This is a genomic window from Arsenicicoccus piscis, from assembly GCF_022568835.1.
Classification (GTDB): Bacteria; Actinomycetota; Actinomycetes; order Actinomycetales; family Dermatophilaceae; genus Arsenicicoccus; species Arsenicicoccus piscis.
The window spans coordinates 232708-246266 of record NZ_JAKZHV010000005.1 but is presented as its reverse complement, the minus strand read 5'-3'; the positions used below and the strand labels follow the sequence as shown (position 1 = coordinate 246266).

The window sequence follows — 13559 nt, the reverse complement described above, 5'->3', positions numbered from 1 at the left end:
GGCCACTACAGTGACCGGGTGCTTCGTCCTGTCCTCGCCGTCGCCTCGGGACTGCTCCTGTGGCAGGCGTTCCCCGACCACGACCGCTGGTGGTGCGCCCCGATCGCCATCGCGCTGCTGGCGCTCGCCACGCGCGGTGCGCGGGCCTGGGCGGGGTTCGGCCTCGGTGTGCTGGCCGGGTTCGCGGCGTACCTCCCGGCGCTCGGCTGGTCCGGGATCTACGTGGGCGCACTGCCGTGGTTCGCGCTGGCGGTGCTCCAGTCGCTCTACGTCGGCCTGACCGGCTGGGCCAGCGCGATCCTGCAGCGCGGCCGCCGAGGCGCCCACGATCTGAGCCACCGAGCAACGGCCGCCGTGCACCCGATCGGCGTGGCGCTGGCGTGGACCGTGGGGGAGTGGCTGCGGTCGACGACGCCGTTCGGCGGCTTCCCGTGGATCAAGATCGCCTTCAGCCAGGCCGACTCACCGATGCTGCCGCTGGTGCGGTTCGTGTCGACGCCCGGCCTGACCTTCTGCGTCGCGCTCCTCGGTGGCCTGCTGGCCGTGGCGGTGGTGCGCCTGCAGCAGCGACAGCCGCTGCGCAGCGCGACCGCTCTGGTCGCAGGCGCCGCCCTGCTGCTCGGGCCGCAGCTCATCACCGTGCCCACCGACGGGCCCGGCGCCGAGGTGCTGGCGGTGCAGGGCAACGTCCCGAAGGCCGGGCTCGACTTCAACGCCCAGCGCCGCGCCGTCCTCGACAACCACGTCAGGGTCACCGAGCAGGCGGCGGCCGAGGTGAAGGCCGGCACCAGGGCTCAGCCGGACCTCGTGGTGTGGCCCGAGAACGCCTCCGACATCGACCCGGTCGAGAACCTCGACGCCGGGCAGCTCATCACCCAGGCCTCAGAGGACGTCCGAGCGCCGATCCTCGTCGGCTCGCTGCGCTGGACGCCGGACCGCAAGATCCGCAACACCACGCTCTACTGGGACGGCGCGAAGGGCCCCACCCAGTCCTACGCGAAGCGGCACCCGGTCCCGTTCGCCGAGTACATCCCCTACCGCTCGTTCTTCCGGCACTTCAGCGACAAGGTCGACCTGCTGACCAACGACTTCGAGGCCGGCGACACCATCGGCGTGATGACCGCGCCGCTCAAGAACGGCGGCACCGCGCACGTCGGTCTCGGCATCTGCTTCGAGGTGGCTTACGACGACCTGATGCGCGACGCCGTGACGCACGGCGCCGACATCCTCGCCGTGCAGACCAACAACGCGACGTTCGGCTACACCGCCGAGTCCTACCAGCAGCTGCGGATCTCGCAGGTGCGCGCGGTCGAGCTCGGCCGCTCCGTCGTGCACATCTCGACGGTCGGCACCAGCGCGCTGATCACCCCCGACGGGCAGCTGCACCAGCAGACCGGGCTGTTCACGCCGGCCGCGTTGTCCGCCTCCCTGCCGCTGCGCACCGAGCAGACCGTAGCGACCCGGCTCGGTGAGTGGCCGGTGTGGACCGCCTCAGCGATCCTGCTCGTCCTGCTGGCAATGGCCTGGGGGCGAGGTCGTCGTCCGCGCCGGTCGGCGGTTAGCCTGACCGGGTCTACGCCCGCCCCGGTCTCAGCCGGCACGCCCTGATCGGATCACCGACCTCGCATGCGCACCCTCGTCCTGATCCCCACCTACAACGAGCGAGCCAACCTCGCCGGTATCGTCGGCCGCCTGCGCGCGGCCGTCCCGGCGGCTGACGTCCTGGTCCTCGACGACAACAGCCCCGACGGCACCGGCGCCCTCGCCGACGAGCTCGCCGCTGCCGACGGGCAGGTCCACGTCGTGCACCGCACGGCCAAGCAGGGACTTGGCCCGGCCTACCTGGCCGGGTTCGACTGGGGTCTCGAGCGCGGCTACGACCTGCTCGTCGAGATGGACGCCGACGGGTCGCACCAGCCCGAGCAGCTGCCCGCGCTGCTGGCGGTCATGGAGCGCGAGCCCGCCGTCGGCCTGGTCATCGGCTCCCGCTGGGTCTCCGGCGGATCGGTCGTCAACTGGCCGCGGTATCGCAAGGCTCTCTCGGTCGGCGCCAACTACTACACCCGGCTGCTGCTCGGCATGCAGGTGCACGACGCGACCGCCGGCTACCGGGTCTACCGCGCCTCGACGCTGCGGGCGATGTCGCTGCGCGAGGTCGCCTCCCAGGGGTACTGCTTCCAGGTCGACCTCACCTGGCGCACCTCCAAGGACGGTCACCAGATCGTCGAGGTCCCCATCGAGTTCGTAGAGCGTGAGGTCGGGGACTCCAAGATGAGCCCCGCCATCGTGCGCGAGTCGCTCTACCGGATCCTGAGCTGGGGCGCGAAGCACCGCCTCGGCCAGGCCCGGTCCGTCGTGGCCTCCGCCCGCCGGGGCACGATGACCGAGAGGTGGCACTCGCTGTGAGCGTGAATCCGCAGTCTGGTCCTGGGTCTGGCGCTGGCGGGTCTGGCGCTGGTGGGTCTGGGCGCCGGCCGTCCGGGCGACGGGCTGGGTCTCGGCTGACGATGGTCGCCGTCCTGCTGCTGCTGATCGTGCCGCTGGCCGAGATCCTGGTGATCCTCGGCGTGAAGGACGTCATCGGCGGTTGGTGGACCCTCGGCCTGCTGGTTGCGGAGTCCGTGCTGGGCGCCGTCCTGGTCAAGCGCGAGGGCCGGACCGCGTGGACCGCGCTGCGCCAGGCGCTGGCCTCCGGGCGGATGCCCGCCGGCGAGCTGGCCGACGCCGCGCTGATCCTGGTCGGCGGCACGCTGCTCTTCCTGCCAGGCTTCCTCACCGACATCCTCGGCTTCCTGTTCGTGCTGCCGTTCACCCGACCGCTGGCGCGCCGGCTGCTCTCACGGGTCATTGCGCGACGGCTGCTGGTCGTCGCCCCCGCCCCGTCCGGGTTTCCGCCCGCGCGTGACCCTCGTGGCGCTGGTGGTGCCGGTCGCGCTGGCAGTGGGTCCAGCTCTACCTCCGGCGACGACGACATCATCGAGGGCGAGATCCTGTAGCCCGTCTCCCGCCAGGCCGAGCGCAGCACCAGCTCACCACAAGCGATGCGCCGTCACGCTTGGCCTGCCGATGAGCGGCCACGCCCTGGCCCCGCTTCCTGTCCGCGGAGCCTGGCCCCGGACACCTGGTTGTCGTAGGGGCTGCGAGAGCGCGGCTCCGGCAGGTGAGTGGTGGGGACGTCGGGGTTCTCGCAGATCCGCCATGACAAGAGCACGCCGTCCCGGGCGTCAGGTCCGCCGACTGGTGGCCGCAGGAGCGTCTAGGCCCAAGCCCTGTCCTCGGTTCGTGCGCTCGTGCGCCTCGTCTCCTCATCTCAGAAGGGTGGCTGCTCGGGGTAGTCGGTCTGCGTCCAGGGGCTGGTCTGGGTGGGCTCGGGCTGGGTGGCCGCGGTCTGGGTGGCGGTACCCGCCCTGTCCGGGCGCCCGGCCCTGGCCTGGGTGCTGCGCTCGCTGGCGTCGACCGTGCCGTCTGCCTGGGCGTCCTCGCGTCTGTCCGGGAGGTGTCCGGTGGCGGGTCCGCTGCTGGCGGGGTTGGTGGGGTTCCATGGTGCTGCGGGTTGGGGGGGAAGGGTAGGCAGGGGTCGTAGGTCTCTTCGACGAGGGCTCGTTCGTAGTCGTTGAGCTCGGCGTGTCGGTCCAACGATCCGTGTGGTGGCGCAGTGAGGTGTTCGGGGCGGGGGTAGGGGTGCGGGCTGGTGATGGCCTGTCGTCCGGACGGGAACGTCCAGCGCACCCGCCGCCCGGGCCAGCCGGTGAGCGGATCCGAGCCCACGCAGCTGGGGTCGTCCGGGCCGTCGTCGTCTGGGCTGTCGTCGCGGCTGTCGGGGGTGGCGTGCCAGGTGCCGGTGGTCTTGTGCTGGTGGTGGTGGGCGTCGAGGGTGTGCAGGTTGTCGCCGCTGGTGGGCCCGCCCGCGGCATGCGGGTTCAGGTGGTCGAGCTGCAGGTCGTGGCGGGTGGTGCAGCCGGGGGCGCGGCAGCCGTTGTCGAGCATGGCCAGGTGGGCTCGCGTGGCTGGGCCGGGTTGGTAGGAGCGGATGGTGGTGTTGAGCGCGACGCCGGTGACAGGGTCGGTGACGATCCGCTGCCAGGTCCCGCCCAGGGTCAGGGCCAGGGTGCGGGCTTGGCGGGCGGGTAGCCAGGCACGTACGGGTCCGGCGTCCATCCGGGCGGGCAGCTGGGACATGCCGAGCAGCGTCTCCAGCGACACGGTCACGTGCACCACCGTTGCTGGGGGTGCGAGGCCGGCTGCGACTGCGTCGGCCAGGCCCTGGTCCACCCCGGGCACCCGGTGCTCGGCCAGCCCCGGGTACGGCAACATCACATCCCCGTCGCTGGCCGGCTCGTCGCTGGCCTCGCCACGGCTGGTCTGCCCGTTGGTGGTCTCGTCGTGGATCCCGCCGCAGGCGCCGGTCGGGTGGCCGGTGGGGTCGTCGTCGGTCCTGTCGGCCTGCCCGGCACCGTCACCGCCGTCGCCAGCACCCCCGGCATCGCCGGCATCGCTGGTGTGGCTGGTGGTGGTGATGGTGTGGCTGCAGTGGGGGCAGGTGATGTAGCCGTGGGTGAGCAGGGTGAGGGTGAGGTCGGCGGCGATCTGGGCGATGGTGCGCTCGTCGCCGAGCTGGCGGAGCCGGCGGGCGAGGCGGTGGACCCGGTTGCGGGCGGCAGCCACCGCGACACCGTCACCAGTCACCGTGAGGGACCCGGTGCCTTCGGGGTCGAGCCGGGAGGTCACGCACCGGGCGGCCATGCCGGTCTGGTAGTCGCCTGCGACGTCGGGGTCGTCGGCGAGCAGCCAGGCCAGGCCTTGGTCGAACCGGTCACGGAACACCGCCCACGACGGTAGGGGCACGTCGGGGTCGACCCAGTCCGCGTCGGTCCAGTCGCAGGCTTCGGCGAACGCCTGCCGCCGCGCGGCCGCGACCCGCTCCCGACGGCCCGTCGACCCGACCAGCCGCAACCCACCCCGACCCTGGCCAGCGCTGTCGTTGCCGGGGGCCTTACCCCCGGATCTTGGACACGGGGTGTGATTACGCGGCGGTTGGCAGCGTAGCGGCCCGGCGGGCCTCGTAGGTGGACGGGGAGAGGTAGCCGCACCAGCTGTGACGGCGGCGGGTGTTGTAGCGGACGAGCCATCTGAAGACCTGCCGGCGGCAGGTCAGCTCGTCGGGCCAGCAGGCGGTGTCTTGGAGGACCTCGCGCTTCATCGTGGCGTTGAACGACTCCGCGAGTGCGTTGTCGGCCGACGAGCCGACGGCGCCCATCGACTGGGTGACGCCGAACTTCTTGCAGAGCTGGGCGTAGGCCTTGGAGCAGTAGACCGACCCGTGGTCGCTGTGGAAGATCGCGCCCTTGAGGCTGTCTCGGGTCGCGGCCGCGACGTTCAACGCTTCCTCGACGAGTTCGGTGCGCATGTGGTCGGCGATCGCCCAGCCGGCGAGCCGTCGGGAGTAGCAGTCGATCACGGTCGCCAGGTACAGATTCGTCCCGTCCGCGAGCGGGAGGTAGGTGATGTCGCCGACGTAGCGCCGGTTGGGGCGCTCGGCGGTGAAGTCGCGCTGGAGCAGGTCGGGGTACTTCTGCCCCGACGGCTCGGGGATCGTGGTCCGCACCCGCCGCCTCTTCACATAGCCACGGATGCCCTCGGCCCGCATCACCCGCGCGACGCGCTTGTGGTTGACCCGCTCACCGGCAGGGGTGTTGTCGTTGAGCTCGGCGGTGACCCGCGGCGCACCGCAAGTGTTGTCCTCGGCGTGGACGGCCCTGATCCGCTCGCGAGCTCGGCATCGGCCCGAGCTCGCTCTTCGCGTGCCGGGGCTGCCTTGAGCCAGGCGTAGTAGGAGGAGCGCTCGATCTCGACGAGCTCGCACAGTCGCTTCACCTCGAAGGTGGCGGAGTTGTCGGCGACGAACTGGAAGCGACTCACCAGCGCGTCTCCCCGGCGAAATACTTGGCCGCCCGCTGCAGGATCTCCCGCTCGGTGGTGAGCTTGGTGGTCTCGGCCCGCAGCGCCGCGTTCTCGGCCTCCAGTCGGTCGATCTTCTGCTCCGGCGTCTCACCTTCGGGCGCCGAGGAGTTCTTCCTCGACGGCCTGGACTGCAGTGGGCTGGAGGTCAACGTCCCGTCAGCAGCGGTCTTCTTGCCGGTCCCGTAGCCTCGAGCCAACCCCGCAGCGTGCCACGCACGATGCCGAGGTCCTCGGCGATGCCGCGGACCGTGGCACCCGGGGTGGACTCGTACAAGTCGACGGCCTGACGACGGAACTCCTCGGAATAGTTCTTCCTAGCCATGATTCTCGGATCATCTCGCTTCCCCAGCACCACGTGCTGGATTCAGCGTGTCCAAGAACCGGGGTCAGGCCCCCGGTGCCGGGGACGTCGGTGCCGCCACCGCCGGCCTGGCTGTCGGGGTCGGGCTGGGTGGTGGGGTGGGTGAGGTTGGCGCAGTGGCGGGTGAGCCAGGCGACTTGGGGGTCGGTGAGGTGTTCGGTGCGTCGGGAGAGCAGCATCGCGACCATGGGTCCGGTGAGCACGCCCTGGGCCAGCAGCCGGGCGGCGATCTGGGTGCGGTCGGGAGCCATGGCGGCGAGGTGGTGCACCAGCGCCCGGTGGGCGGGGTCCCACCCGCAGGTGGCGACGGCTTCGGCCAGGACCGCGGTGCGGGCCCGGCCCTCGGCACGGCCGCGCGCGGTGGCGGACGGCGCGTGGTCGGGGCCGTGGTCTGCGGCGAGCCGGGCCTGGGCGGTCGCGGCGGTGAGGGCGTGCACGGTCATCGCTTGGGTGAGGGTGAGGTAGGCGATCGTTTGTTGACACAGGGTGAGCAGCATGGCGGCGTCTTCGCCGTGGCTGGTGAGGGCGGGCGCGCCGTGCTGGTCGAGGGTGAGCACCGAGCTGGTCAGGGCGGTGAGCTCGTCGAACCCGATCGCGGCTTCGTCGGTGAACGCTGCGGTCAGGGTGGCCAGGGCGCTGCCGGGCACGCCGGCCAGGGCCCGGAGGGGGTCCGGGAGGCTGTGCGTGTGTGGCTCGCTCATGGCTACGATTTTACCGTTCTGGGCTGCGGTGGGGGTAGTCCCTCGTTCGCCCACGGGCGGGTCACGGACCGCAGCATCAGCACCCAACGTGACCGTCCCGCCCGGCCCACAAGCCGGGTTCATGCGGGGCTGGGGTGGGCGGGGCTGGGGTGGGTGCAGGACCGCCGATTACAGCCTGGACGTCTGGACCGGCCGGACCGCCCTTCCAGCCTGTCAGGGCCGGTCCGGTGCACGCGGGCGTTCACCCGAACGCCCACCACACCCGCCGCCACGGTCACCCACCGTGCAGCCCACCTGCCCACGCCCGCGCCGGGGCCGGTACCGACTGGTCGACGGACGCGCGTCGCTCGAGGGCTTGTCGGTCGTGCGCCGGCCGGCAGCAGGGGTCCGAGAATGCCCACGGCGGCCGGTCTTGGGCAGGCCGGTCGCAGGGGGACCGAGGATGCCCACGGAGGCCGGTCGCACAGGGTGGCCGGTCGAAGCGTCAGCCAGTGTGGTTCGGCGCGAGGATGCGGGGGCGAGCTGTCGGGGCGCGCAGCCGGCCGACCCACGCCACCAGCCACGAGCGCTACCACGACGGGGGAGCTGTGGCCGGCCAGGAGGGCTACGACGACGTCCTGGAGCGACGCGAGCGCGGCGGCACGACCCACGCCACCAGTGCGATGGGTGAACTGTGCGGCGAAGGGTCAACTGTTCGCACTGGCCAACAACACCCAGCGCAGAACAGGACACCCAGGTACGAACAAGTAACCCAGCAGATCGGGTGCGCGGACGGCGACGGCGGACGGCGACGGGGGACGCAAGGGCGACGGGGGACGCGAGGGCGACGGGGGACGCGAGGGCGCAGGGAGGACGGCGAGGCTCAGGGCGGCGGAGGCAGGGCAAGGACGCCGCAGGAGACGAACGCCGACCACCCGGGCGAGACCGCAGCACCACGAAGGCCCGGTCACCAGCAGGTGACCGGGCCTCGGGACCGCGCAGCGGTCTACATCGTGGTGCCGGGGTCAGGCGGAAGCCTTCTCGCCCCGCGAGGCACGCAGCAGCGCGAGACGCTCCTCCAGCAGCTCCTCGAGCTCGGCGATGGAGCGACGCTCCAAGAGCATGTCCCAGTGGGTGCGGGCCGGCTTGACGGGCTTCGCCTCCGGCTGCTCCCCGCCCTGCAGCAGGGCGTCCTTGCCGCAACGGCACTCCCAGGTGGGCGGGACCTCGGCCTCGATCGAGAACGGCAGCTCGGTCACGTGCCCCTCAGGGCAGACGTAGCGCGTGATCTGACGTTCGCTCGGGACAACGCCCTCGTCCGTCTCCATGCTGAAGGAACCGAGGCGGCTTCCCCGTAGTGAGCGCTCAGCCATGTGGCATCCCTTCTTCAAAGTCTGGTCTCGGCAGCCACCAACGGCGGCCGTCCATGAGCAACCCTTGCTTACCCATAAGCGTGTCAAGCATGCGCTTTGTTCCCTGGGCAAGCCGTCGACGCTGACGAAGAGCCAACTCTCATCATCCCACCGTGCGCCGGGCCACGCCAATGGCGCAGGTCACCCGGCGCGCCGCTGCGGCAGCCCCGTTCGGCCGTCAGACCACCTGCGGCAGCTCGTTGCCGGCCGCCAGGATGCCCTCTCGGAACCGCACGCGCGCGAGCAGCACGCCACCGACGACGAAGAAGATCATGATGGCGACGATCGACCAGCGGTAGGAGTGGGTCCACTGGTGGACCAGACCGAAGGTCAGCGTGCCGAGCCAGCTGGTGCCGCGCTCCATCGCCTGGTAGAGGCTGAAGTACTCGGATTCGCGGCCGCGGGGGACGAGCTGGCTGAACAGGGACCGGCTGAGCGCCTGGGTGCCGCCCATGACGACACCGATGCCCACACCGAGCCCGAGGAACGCGAGCATCGAGTGTCCCGGCAGGAAGAAGGCGGCGGTGACGACCAGCGCCCACAAGACGATCCCCGCGAGCACGACCTGGGACGCTCCGTAGCGGGCGGCCGCACGGCCGAACAGCAGCGCGCCGCCGAACGCCACGAACTGCACCACCAGGAAGGTCGTGAGAATCTGGGACTGGGCCATGCCGAGCTCTTCGGCGCCGTAGACGCTCGAGGAGGCGATCACGGTCTGGATGCCGTCGTTGTAGAACAGGTAGGCGATCAGGAACAGCAGCGTCTGCGGGTAGCCGCGCAGGTCCATGAAGGTGTCCCGCAGCTGGGCGAACGCCCCGCGGATCGGTCCGCGCGAGGGCGCGGCGTCGGGCGGGAGGTCCTCGGCCGAGCACGGGGATGAGCGTGAAGATGCCCCACCACAGCCCGGCACTCGCGAGGCTGATGCGGACGGCCAGCTCGGCGTCCAGGCCGTGCGCCTCGCCGACGGTGAGCAGCACGAAGTTGAGGGCTGGCAGAAGTCCGCGACGCCGAGGGCCGAGCGCCCAGCCGCGGCTGGAGCACCCGGTCGCGCTCGCCGGGGGTCGCGATGCGCACGAGGATGCCGTCGTAGATGCACGAGTCGGCCCCGGACAGAGGTTGCTCGTCGATGGAGCAGGACACCGAGCTGCCAGGACGTGCCCTGCAGCGCGCGGCCGTCGCCGCGGCCGGTCAGCGCCACGGCGTAGCCCGAGCCGACCGACCCGGGGCCGGTCGGCGACGGTGCGCACCACCAGGTCGCCGCAGCACGTTGTCGGTGGTCACCAGCATGCCGCTGAACGTCGACTTCGTAGGACGCATAGTCGCTCGTCGCGTAGACCGTGTCGCCGAGCACCATCGGCAGCGCCACCTGCGAGGTCGCGATCGCCTTGGTCGAGTCGGTGATGCTCGGCCAGCACGGTGGGTAGACCGATCAGAAGTGCACGTGCGGTCACCGAACGCCGAGTTGGCCCAGTCGTAGATGCTCAGTACCAGGACGACGCCGGACGCGTCGGTGATCTGCACGCCGCGCAGGAAGTTCTCCTCGGTGATGCCGTCGGAGTACATCGAGTACTTCCCGTCGCGCGTGCAGTGCCAGGCGTACACGGCGGCGCCCGTCAGCGGCGAGCCGCCCGACGCGAGGTCGAGCACGGTGAGCTGCAGGGTCATGGGCACCCCGTCGGCCGTGCCGGACGCGCCGCCGAAGCTGGACCGGATGTCCTGACGCACCACGCCGCTCTGCTCGAGCACGTCCGGGCCGTTGGACCCGTCACCGGGGTAGGGCCCCGCCGTCTCCTGCGGGATCTCGGTCAGGCTGGCGGTCGTCGTGGCAGCCGACGTGGTCGCGGTGGAGGTGGCCGTGCCGGCCGCCGTGGTGGTCGAGCTCGCGGCTGTCGTAGAGCTCCCGGTCCCGCACGCGGCGACGGCGGTGCCGGCCAGGCCGATGCCGACCAGGGCGAGGACGCGGCGACGATCCATCGTGCCCAGGTCGAAGGCCAGCCCCTGGTCGAAGGGCTCCTCGTCCTGGCGGGGCAGCACCCTGCCCTCGTAGGTGCGGACCGGGGACTGGCTGCGACGGCGAGGCAAGGGGGCCATGGCGGGCTCCTGGGGTCTCGGTGCGGTGGGCGGTGCCCGCGCGACATCCGGCGAGCACCTTCTGCCCCGAGACTAAGAAGGCACTCAGGGAAGGCGCTATGCCGATGCTGTCCAGTTCCTGTGCCTGGCGGCCCACCCCTGCGGCCCCACCCCCTGAGGACCCCCACGCACCCGGCCCACCCGTGCCGCACCCCCCGCACACAGAACGAGAGCGGCCCCGAAGGACCGCTCTCGTTCTACTGTGTTCGCCTGGTGAAGGCACTGGTGCGCCGCCAGGGACTCGAACCCCGAACCCAGTGATTAAGAGTCACTTGCTCTGCCATTGAGCTAGCGGCGCAACGAGTGACAACTCTACAGGAGGCCGGGGCCCGGTGTGAAATCAGGAGTTGCGCTGGGCCACGCCGGCGCCGATGAGCACGGCACCGAGGGCCGCGAGGCCGAGCGCGATGCGGTCGGTGCGCAGCTCGCCGTACTCGTCGTGGGTGAGCTCGTCGAGCTTGAGGCGGGCCTGGTCGGACGTGGCGCGGGCCTGCGCGGCGAGGTCGGTGCCCGAGCTGGAGCTGCCGGCGCGGTAGTCGGCGCGGGTGACGGCCGGGTCGTCGGAGCCGGTCTTGGCCTTGACCTCGTCGACCTTGGTGGTGGCCTGCGCCTTGAGCTCGTCGACCTTCGCGGTGGCCTGCGCCTTGAGCTCGTCGGCCTTGGCCTTGACCTCGTCCACCTTGCTCGGGCCGCGGTCGTCGGCGAAGCGCGAGCCGGTCGCGCCCTGGCCGGTGCCCATCAGCGAGTGGTAGCGCTCCTTCAGGCCGTGGACGAGCTGGCGCTTCTGGTGCTCGACGATCTGCTTGGGCTGGGCACGGAAGGTGATCTCGTCGATCGTCGAGGCGAGGCGGGCCCGGCTGGCCGCGATCTCGGACTCGAGGTGGGACACGGACTGGTTGTCGCTCACGGTAGAACTCCTTGGTGCGATCGCTGTGGCGTGCTCGATGGAACGCTCGGTGGCGTGCTCGATTGGATCGAGCCCTCACTCGACCTTAACGCGTCGGGTAGCCTGCACGCAGACCTACCCGCCGAAGGGACCAGCCATGCCTCGACTGGCCGTGGGCGACACCGCCCCCGACTTCACCCTCCCCAGCGACAGCGGCACCGAGGTGTCCCTGGCCGACTACTGCGGGCGCAAGCTCGTCCTGTTCTTCTACCCGGCCGCCATGACGCCCGGGTGCACGAAGGAGGCCTGCGACTTCCGCGACTCGCTCGCGACGCTGCAGCAGGCGGGCTACGAGGTCGTGGGCATCTCCAAGGACGCGCCGGCCAAGCTGGCGACGTTCCGCGACAAGGAGTCGCTCACCTATCCGCTGCTCTCCGACCCCGACCTCGCGGTGATGGACGCCTACGGCGCCTACGGCGAGAAGAAGCTCTACGGCAAGACCACGACCGGGGTGATCCGCTCGACGATCGTCGTCGGCGCGGACGGCACGGTCGAGCTCGCGAAGTACAACGTCAAGGCCACCGGCCACGTCGCCTCGTTGAGCAAGGCTCTCGGGCTCGCCTGACGTCCCGCTACGATCGAGGCCGCGCGCAAGTGGTGGAACTGGTAGACACGCAGGATTTAGGTTCCTGTGCCTCGGCGTGCGGGTTCGAGTCCCGCCTTGCGCACCAGCCGCTCGCGGCCCGTCGCCATGGCTGACCGGGCCGTCGGAGACCTCGTGGTCCCGCCCGGTCCGGGTCTGCCGCACGGACTGGTGATCCCTGCCGTAGAGCTGCACGAGCAGTTCTCGCGCAGCTCCGGCCCCGGGGGTCAGGGCGTCAACACCACCGACTCCCGGGTGCAGCTCTCCTTCGACCTCGACGGCTCGACCGCTCTCACCGACGCCCAGCGGGAGCGGCTGCGGGCGGCGCTCGCCGGTCGGCTGCTGGACGGGGTCGTCACGATCACCGCGTCGGCGACGCGCAGCCAGCGGCAGAACCGCGCCGCCGCCCGGCTACGCCTGGTGACGCTGCTGCGCGAGGCGCTCGCTCCCCCACCGCCTCGCCGGCGAAAGACCAAGCCCACCAAGGGTTCTCAGTCTCGAAGGTTGGCGGCGAAGTCGCGTCGCAGCGAGATCAAGGCGCGTCGCGGTCGGGTCACCGACGAGGGCTGACCACCGCGAGCGGCCTGGCTCAGCACCGTCCGCACCACGGCCAGCCCGAGCACCAGCCGCACCACCGACGGCAGCACATCCCACGCGCTCGCCGGCGCCGGCGCCAGGTCGTTGGGGACGGTGAGCAGGATGGCCTCGTACGCGCCCCACGCCACCATCGCCCCGCCCGCGGCCCACGCCGCAGCCACCGGCAGCAGCACGCGCAGCCCCCGCGGACGACGCTCGGCCAACGCCACCAGGGCGAGCGCGCCGAGCAGCGTCAGGGCGGCCCGGCCGATCAGGTTGGCCGCCATCGCCGGGTCCCAGCCGATGGCCGTCTCCACCGCCGTCACCACCACCAACAGCGCGGCGACCAGCAGCGCCGGCCGGCGCCCCGTCGCAGGAGCAGGCGGCACCGCGCCGAGCCGAGCACCAAGGACCGGACCCCACCGCTCCCACGCGTAGCACGCGAACCCGGCCAGCAGGGCTACCCCCAGCACGCAGAAGCACCCGTAGACCATGACGAACACCCAGTCCGCGATCGGCTGCGGGCCGGCCGACCGGGCCGCAGCGCCACCCGCGCCGCCGATGAGCAGCTGCAGCGGCACGATCACCAGGATCTCGGCGAGGAAGCCGGTGCCCAGGCACATGGGCAGCAGCACCAGCCACGCGGGGAGTCGGCGGCCCCACCGAGCGACAAAGGCCACCGCAAGCACCGCGGCGGCGAGCTCGAGCCCAGCCGTGAGGGTGTTCGCGACCACCATCGACGTGCGGGTGCCGAACTCCGGGTCGAGCAGGCCGACGCGCGACCCGAGCAGCCACGCGAGCTTGAGGGTGAGGTAGGGGACGGTGGCGGCGACCCCGAGGGCCGCGAGCAGCTTCCTGGTTCTGGTCATGGCTCCACGCTCCCGCCGCGCCTGCCGGGCCCGCTTCCCCC

At 71.6% G+C, this 13559-nt stretch carries 11 protein-coding genes, 2 tRNA genes and 1 pseudogene; 7 read left to right on the top strand and 7 right to left on the bottom strand.

The features are described 5' to 3' along the window. Nucleotides 1-18 precede the first annotated feature (18 nt). The 4 genes from lnt to MM440_RS11455 all read left to right on the top strand — a co-directional run bounded on the left by lnt (nt 19) and on the right by MM440_RS11455 (nt 4839). The gene (lnt, locus tag MM440_RS11470) at nt 19-1608 is read left to right on the top strand and encodes an apolipoprotein N-acyltransferase (protein ID WP_241444420.1); all 1590 of its coding nucleotides are present in this window, start codon (nt 19-21) and stop codon (nt 1606-1608) included. An 18-nt stretch (nt 1609-1626) separates the two neighbouring features. Next, on the top strand, nt 1627-2406 hold the full coding sequence (locus MM440_RS11465; RefSeq protein ID WP_241444419.1) for a polyprenol monophosphomannose synthase: 780 nt from the start codon (nt 1627-1629) through the stop codon (nt 2404-2406). A gap of 101 nt (nt 2407-2507) precedes the next feature. After that, on the top strand, nt 2508-2996 hold the full coding sequence (locus tag MM440_RS11460) for an FxsA family protein (RefSeq protein ID WP_241444418.1): 489 nt from the start codon (nt 2508-2510) through the stop codon (nt 2994-2996). Nucleotides 2997-4551: 1555 nt separating this feature from the next. Next, nucleotides 4552-4839: a hypothetical protein gene (locus MM440_RS11455; RefSeq protein WP_241444417.1), complete on the top strand. Its 288-nt coding sequence runs from the start codon at nt 4552-4554 to the stop codon at nt 4837-4839. Nucleotides 4840-5023: 184 nt separating this feature from the next. Here MM440_RS11455 and MM440_RS11450 read toward each other — a convergent pair. The 6 genes and pseudogenes from MM440_RS11450 to MM440_RS11425 all read right to left on the bottom strand — a co-directional run bounded on the left by MM440_RS11450 (nt 5024) and on the right by MM440_RS11425 (nt 11451). After that, nucleotides 5024-6283 (bottom strand): annotated as a pseudogene (locus MM440_RS11450) (IS3-like element ISTesp3 family transposase). Between the two features lie 1744 nt (nt 6284-8027). After that, nucleotides 8028-8375 (bottom strand): RNA polymerase-binding protein RbpA, encoded by a 348-nt coding sequence (locus tag MM440_RS11445; protein ID WP_241444416.1) that lies wholly within the window; start codon nt 8373-8375, stop codon nt 8028-8030. Nucleotides 8376-8592: 217 nt separating this feature from the next. Further along, entirely contained in the window at nt 8593-9324 is a 732-nt protein-coding gene (locus MM440_RS11440; RefSeq protein WP_420914158.1) for an MFS transporter, read from the bottom strand. Nucleotides 9325-9602: 278 nt separating this feature from the next. Further along, nucleotides 9603-10505: a dioxygenase family protein gene (locus MM440_RS11435; RefSeq protein WP_241444414.1), complete on the bottom strand. Its 903-nt coding sequence runs from the start codon at nt 10503-10505 to the stop codon at nt 9603-9605. Between the two features lie 262 nt (nt 10506-10767). Then, a tRNA-Lys gene (locus MM440_RS11430) sits at nt 10768-10842 on the bottom strand. 42 nt (nt 10843-10884) lie between these two features. Then, the gene (locus MM440_RS11425; protein ID WP_241444413.1) at nt 10885-11451 is read right to left on the bottom strand and encodes a DUF3618 domain-containing protein; all 567 of its coding nucleotides are present in this window, start codon (nt 11449-11451) and stop codon (nt 10885-10887) included. 136 nt (nt 11452-11587) lie between these two features. Between MM440_RS11425 and bcp the strand changes: the two genes are divergently transcribed. The 3 genes from bcp (at nt 11588) to arfB (ending at nt 12643) form a co-directional block, all read left to right on the top strand. After that, entirely contained in the window at nt 11588-12055 is a 468-nt protein-coding gene (bcp, locus tag MM440_RS11420; RefSeq protein WP_277626596.1) for a thioredoxin-dependent thiol peroxidase, read from the top strand. A 23-nt stretch (nt 12056-12078) separates the two neighbouring features. Then, nucleotides 12079-12161 (top strand) — tRNA-Leu (locus MM440_RS11415). A 20-nt stretch (nt 12162-12181) separates the two neighbouring features. Next, nucleotides 12182-12643, top strand: coding sequence for an alternative ribosome rescue aminoacyl-tRNA hydrolase ArfB (arfB, locus tag MM440_RS11410; protein WP_241444463.1), 462 nt, complete (start codon nt 12182-12184; stop codon nt 12641-12643). Here the strand turns inward: arfB and MM440_RS11405 are convergent. Beyond that, entirely contained in the window at nt 12565-13518 is a 954-nt protein-coding gene (locus MM440_RS11405) for a hypothetical protein (protein ID WP_241444412.1), read from the bottom strand. The genes arfB and MM440_RS11405 overlap by 79 nt on opposite strands. Between the last annotated feature and the right edge of the window lie 41 nt (nt 13519-13559).

Coding starts and splice junctions, on each gene's coding strand:
- MM440_RS11405 (WP_241444412.1), bottom strand. CDS start 13,518: ATGACCAGAACCAGGAAGCTGCTCGCGGCCCTCGGGGTCGCCGCCACC.
- MM440_RS11445 (WP_241444416.1), bottom strand. CDS start 8,375: ATGGCTGAGCGCTCACTACGGGGAAGCCGCCTCGGTTCCTTCAGCATG.
- MM440_RS11435 (WP_241444414.1), bottom strand. CDS start 10,505: ATGGCCCCCTTGCCTCGCCGTCGCAGCCAGTCCCCGGTCCGCACCTAC.
- MM440_RS11460 (WP_241444418.1), top strand. CDS start 2,508: ATGGTCGCCGTCCTGCTGCTGCTGATCGTGCCGCTGGCCGAGATCCTG.
- bcp (WP_277626596.1), top strand. CDS start 11,588: ATGCCTCGACTGGCCGTGGGCGACACCGCCCCCGACTTCACCCTCCCC.
- arfB (WP_241444463.1), top strand. CDS start 12,182: ATGGCTGACCGGGCCGTCGGAGACCTCGTGGTCCCGCCCGGTCCGGGT.
- MM440_RS11465 (WP_241444419.1), top strand. CDS start 1,627: ATGCGCACCCTCGTCCTGATCCCCACCTACAACGAGCGAGCCAACCTC.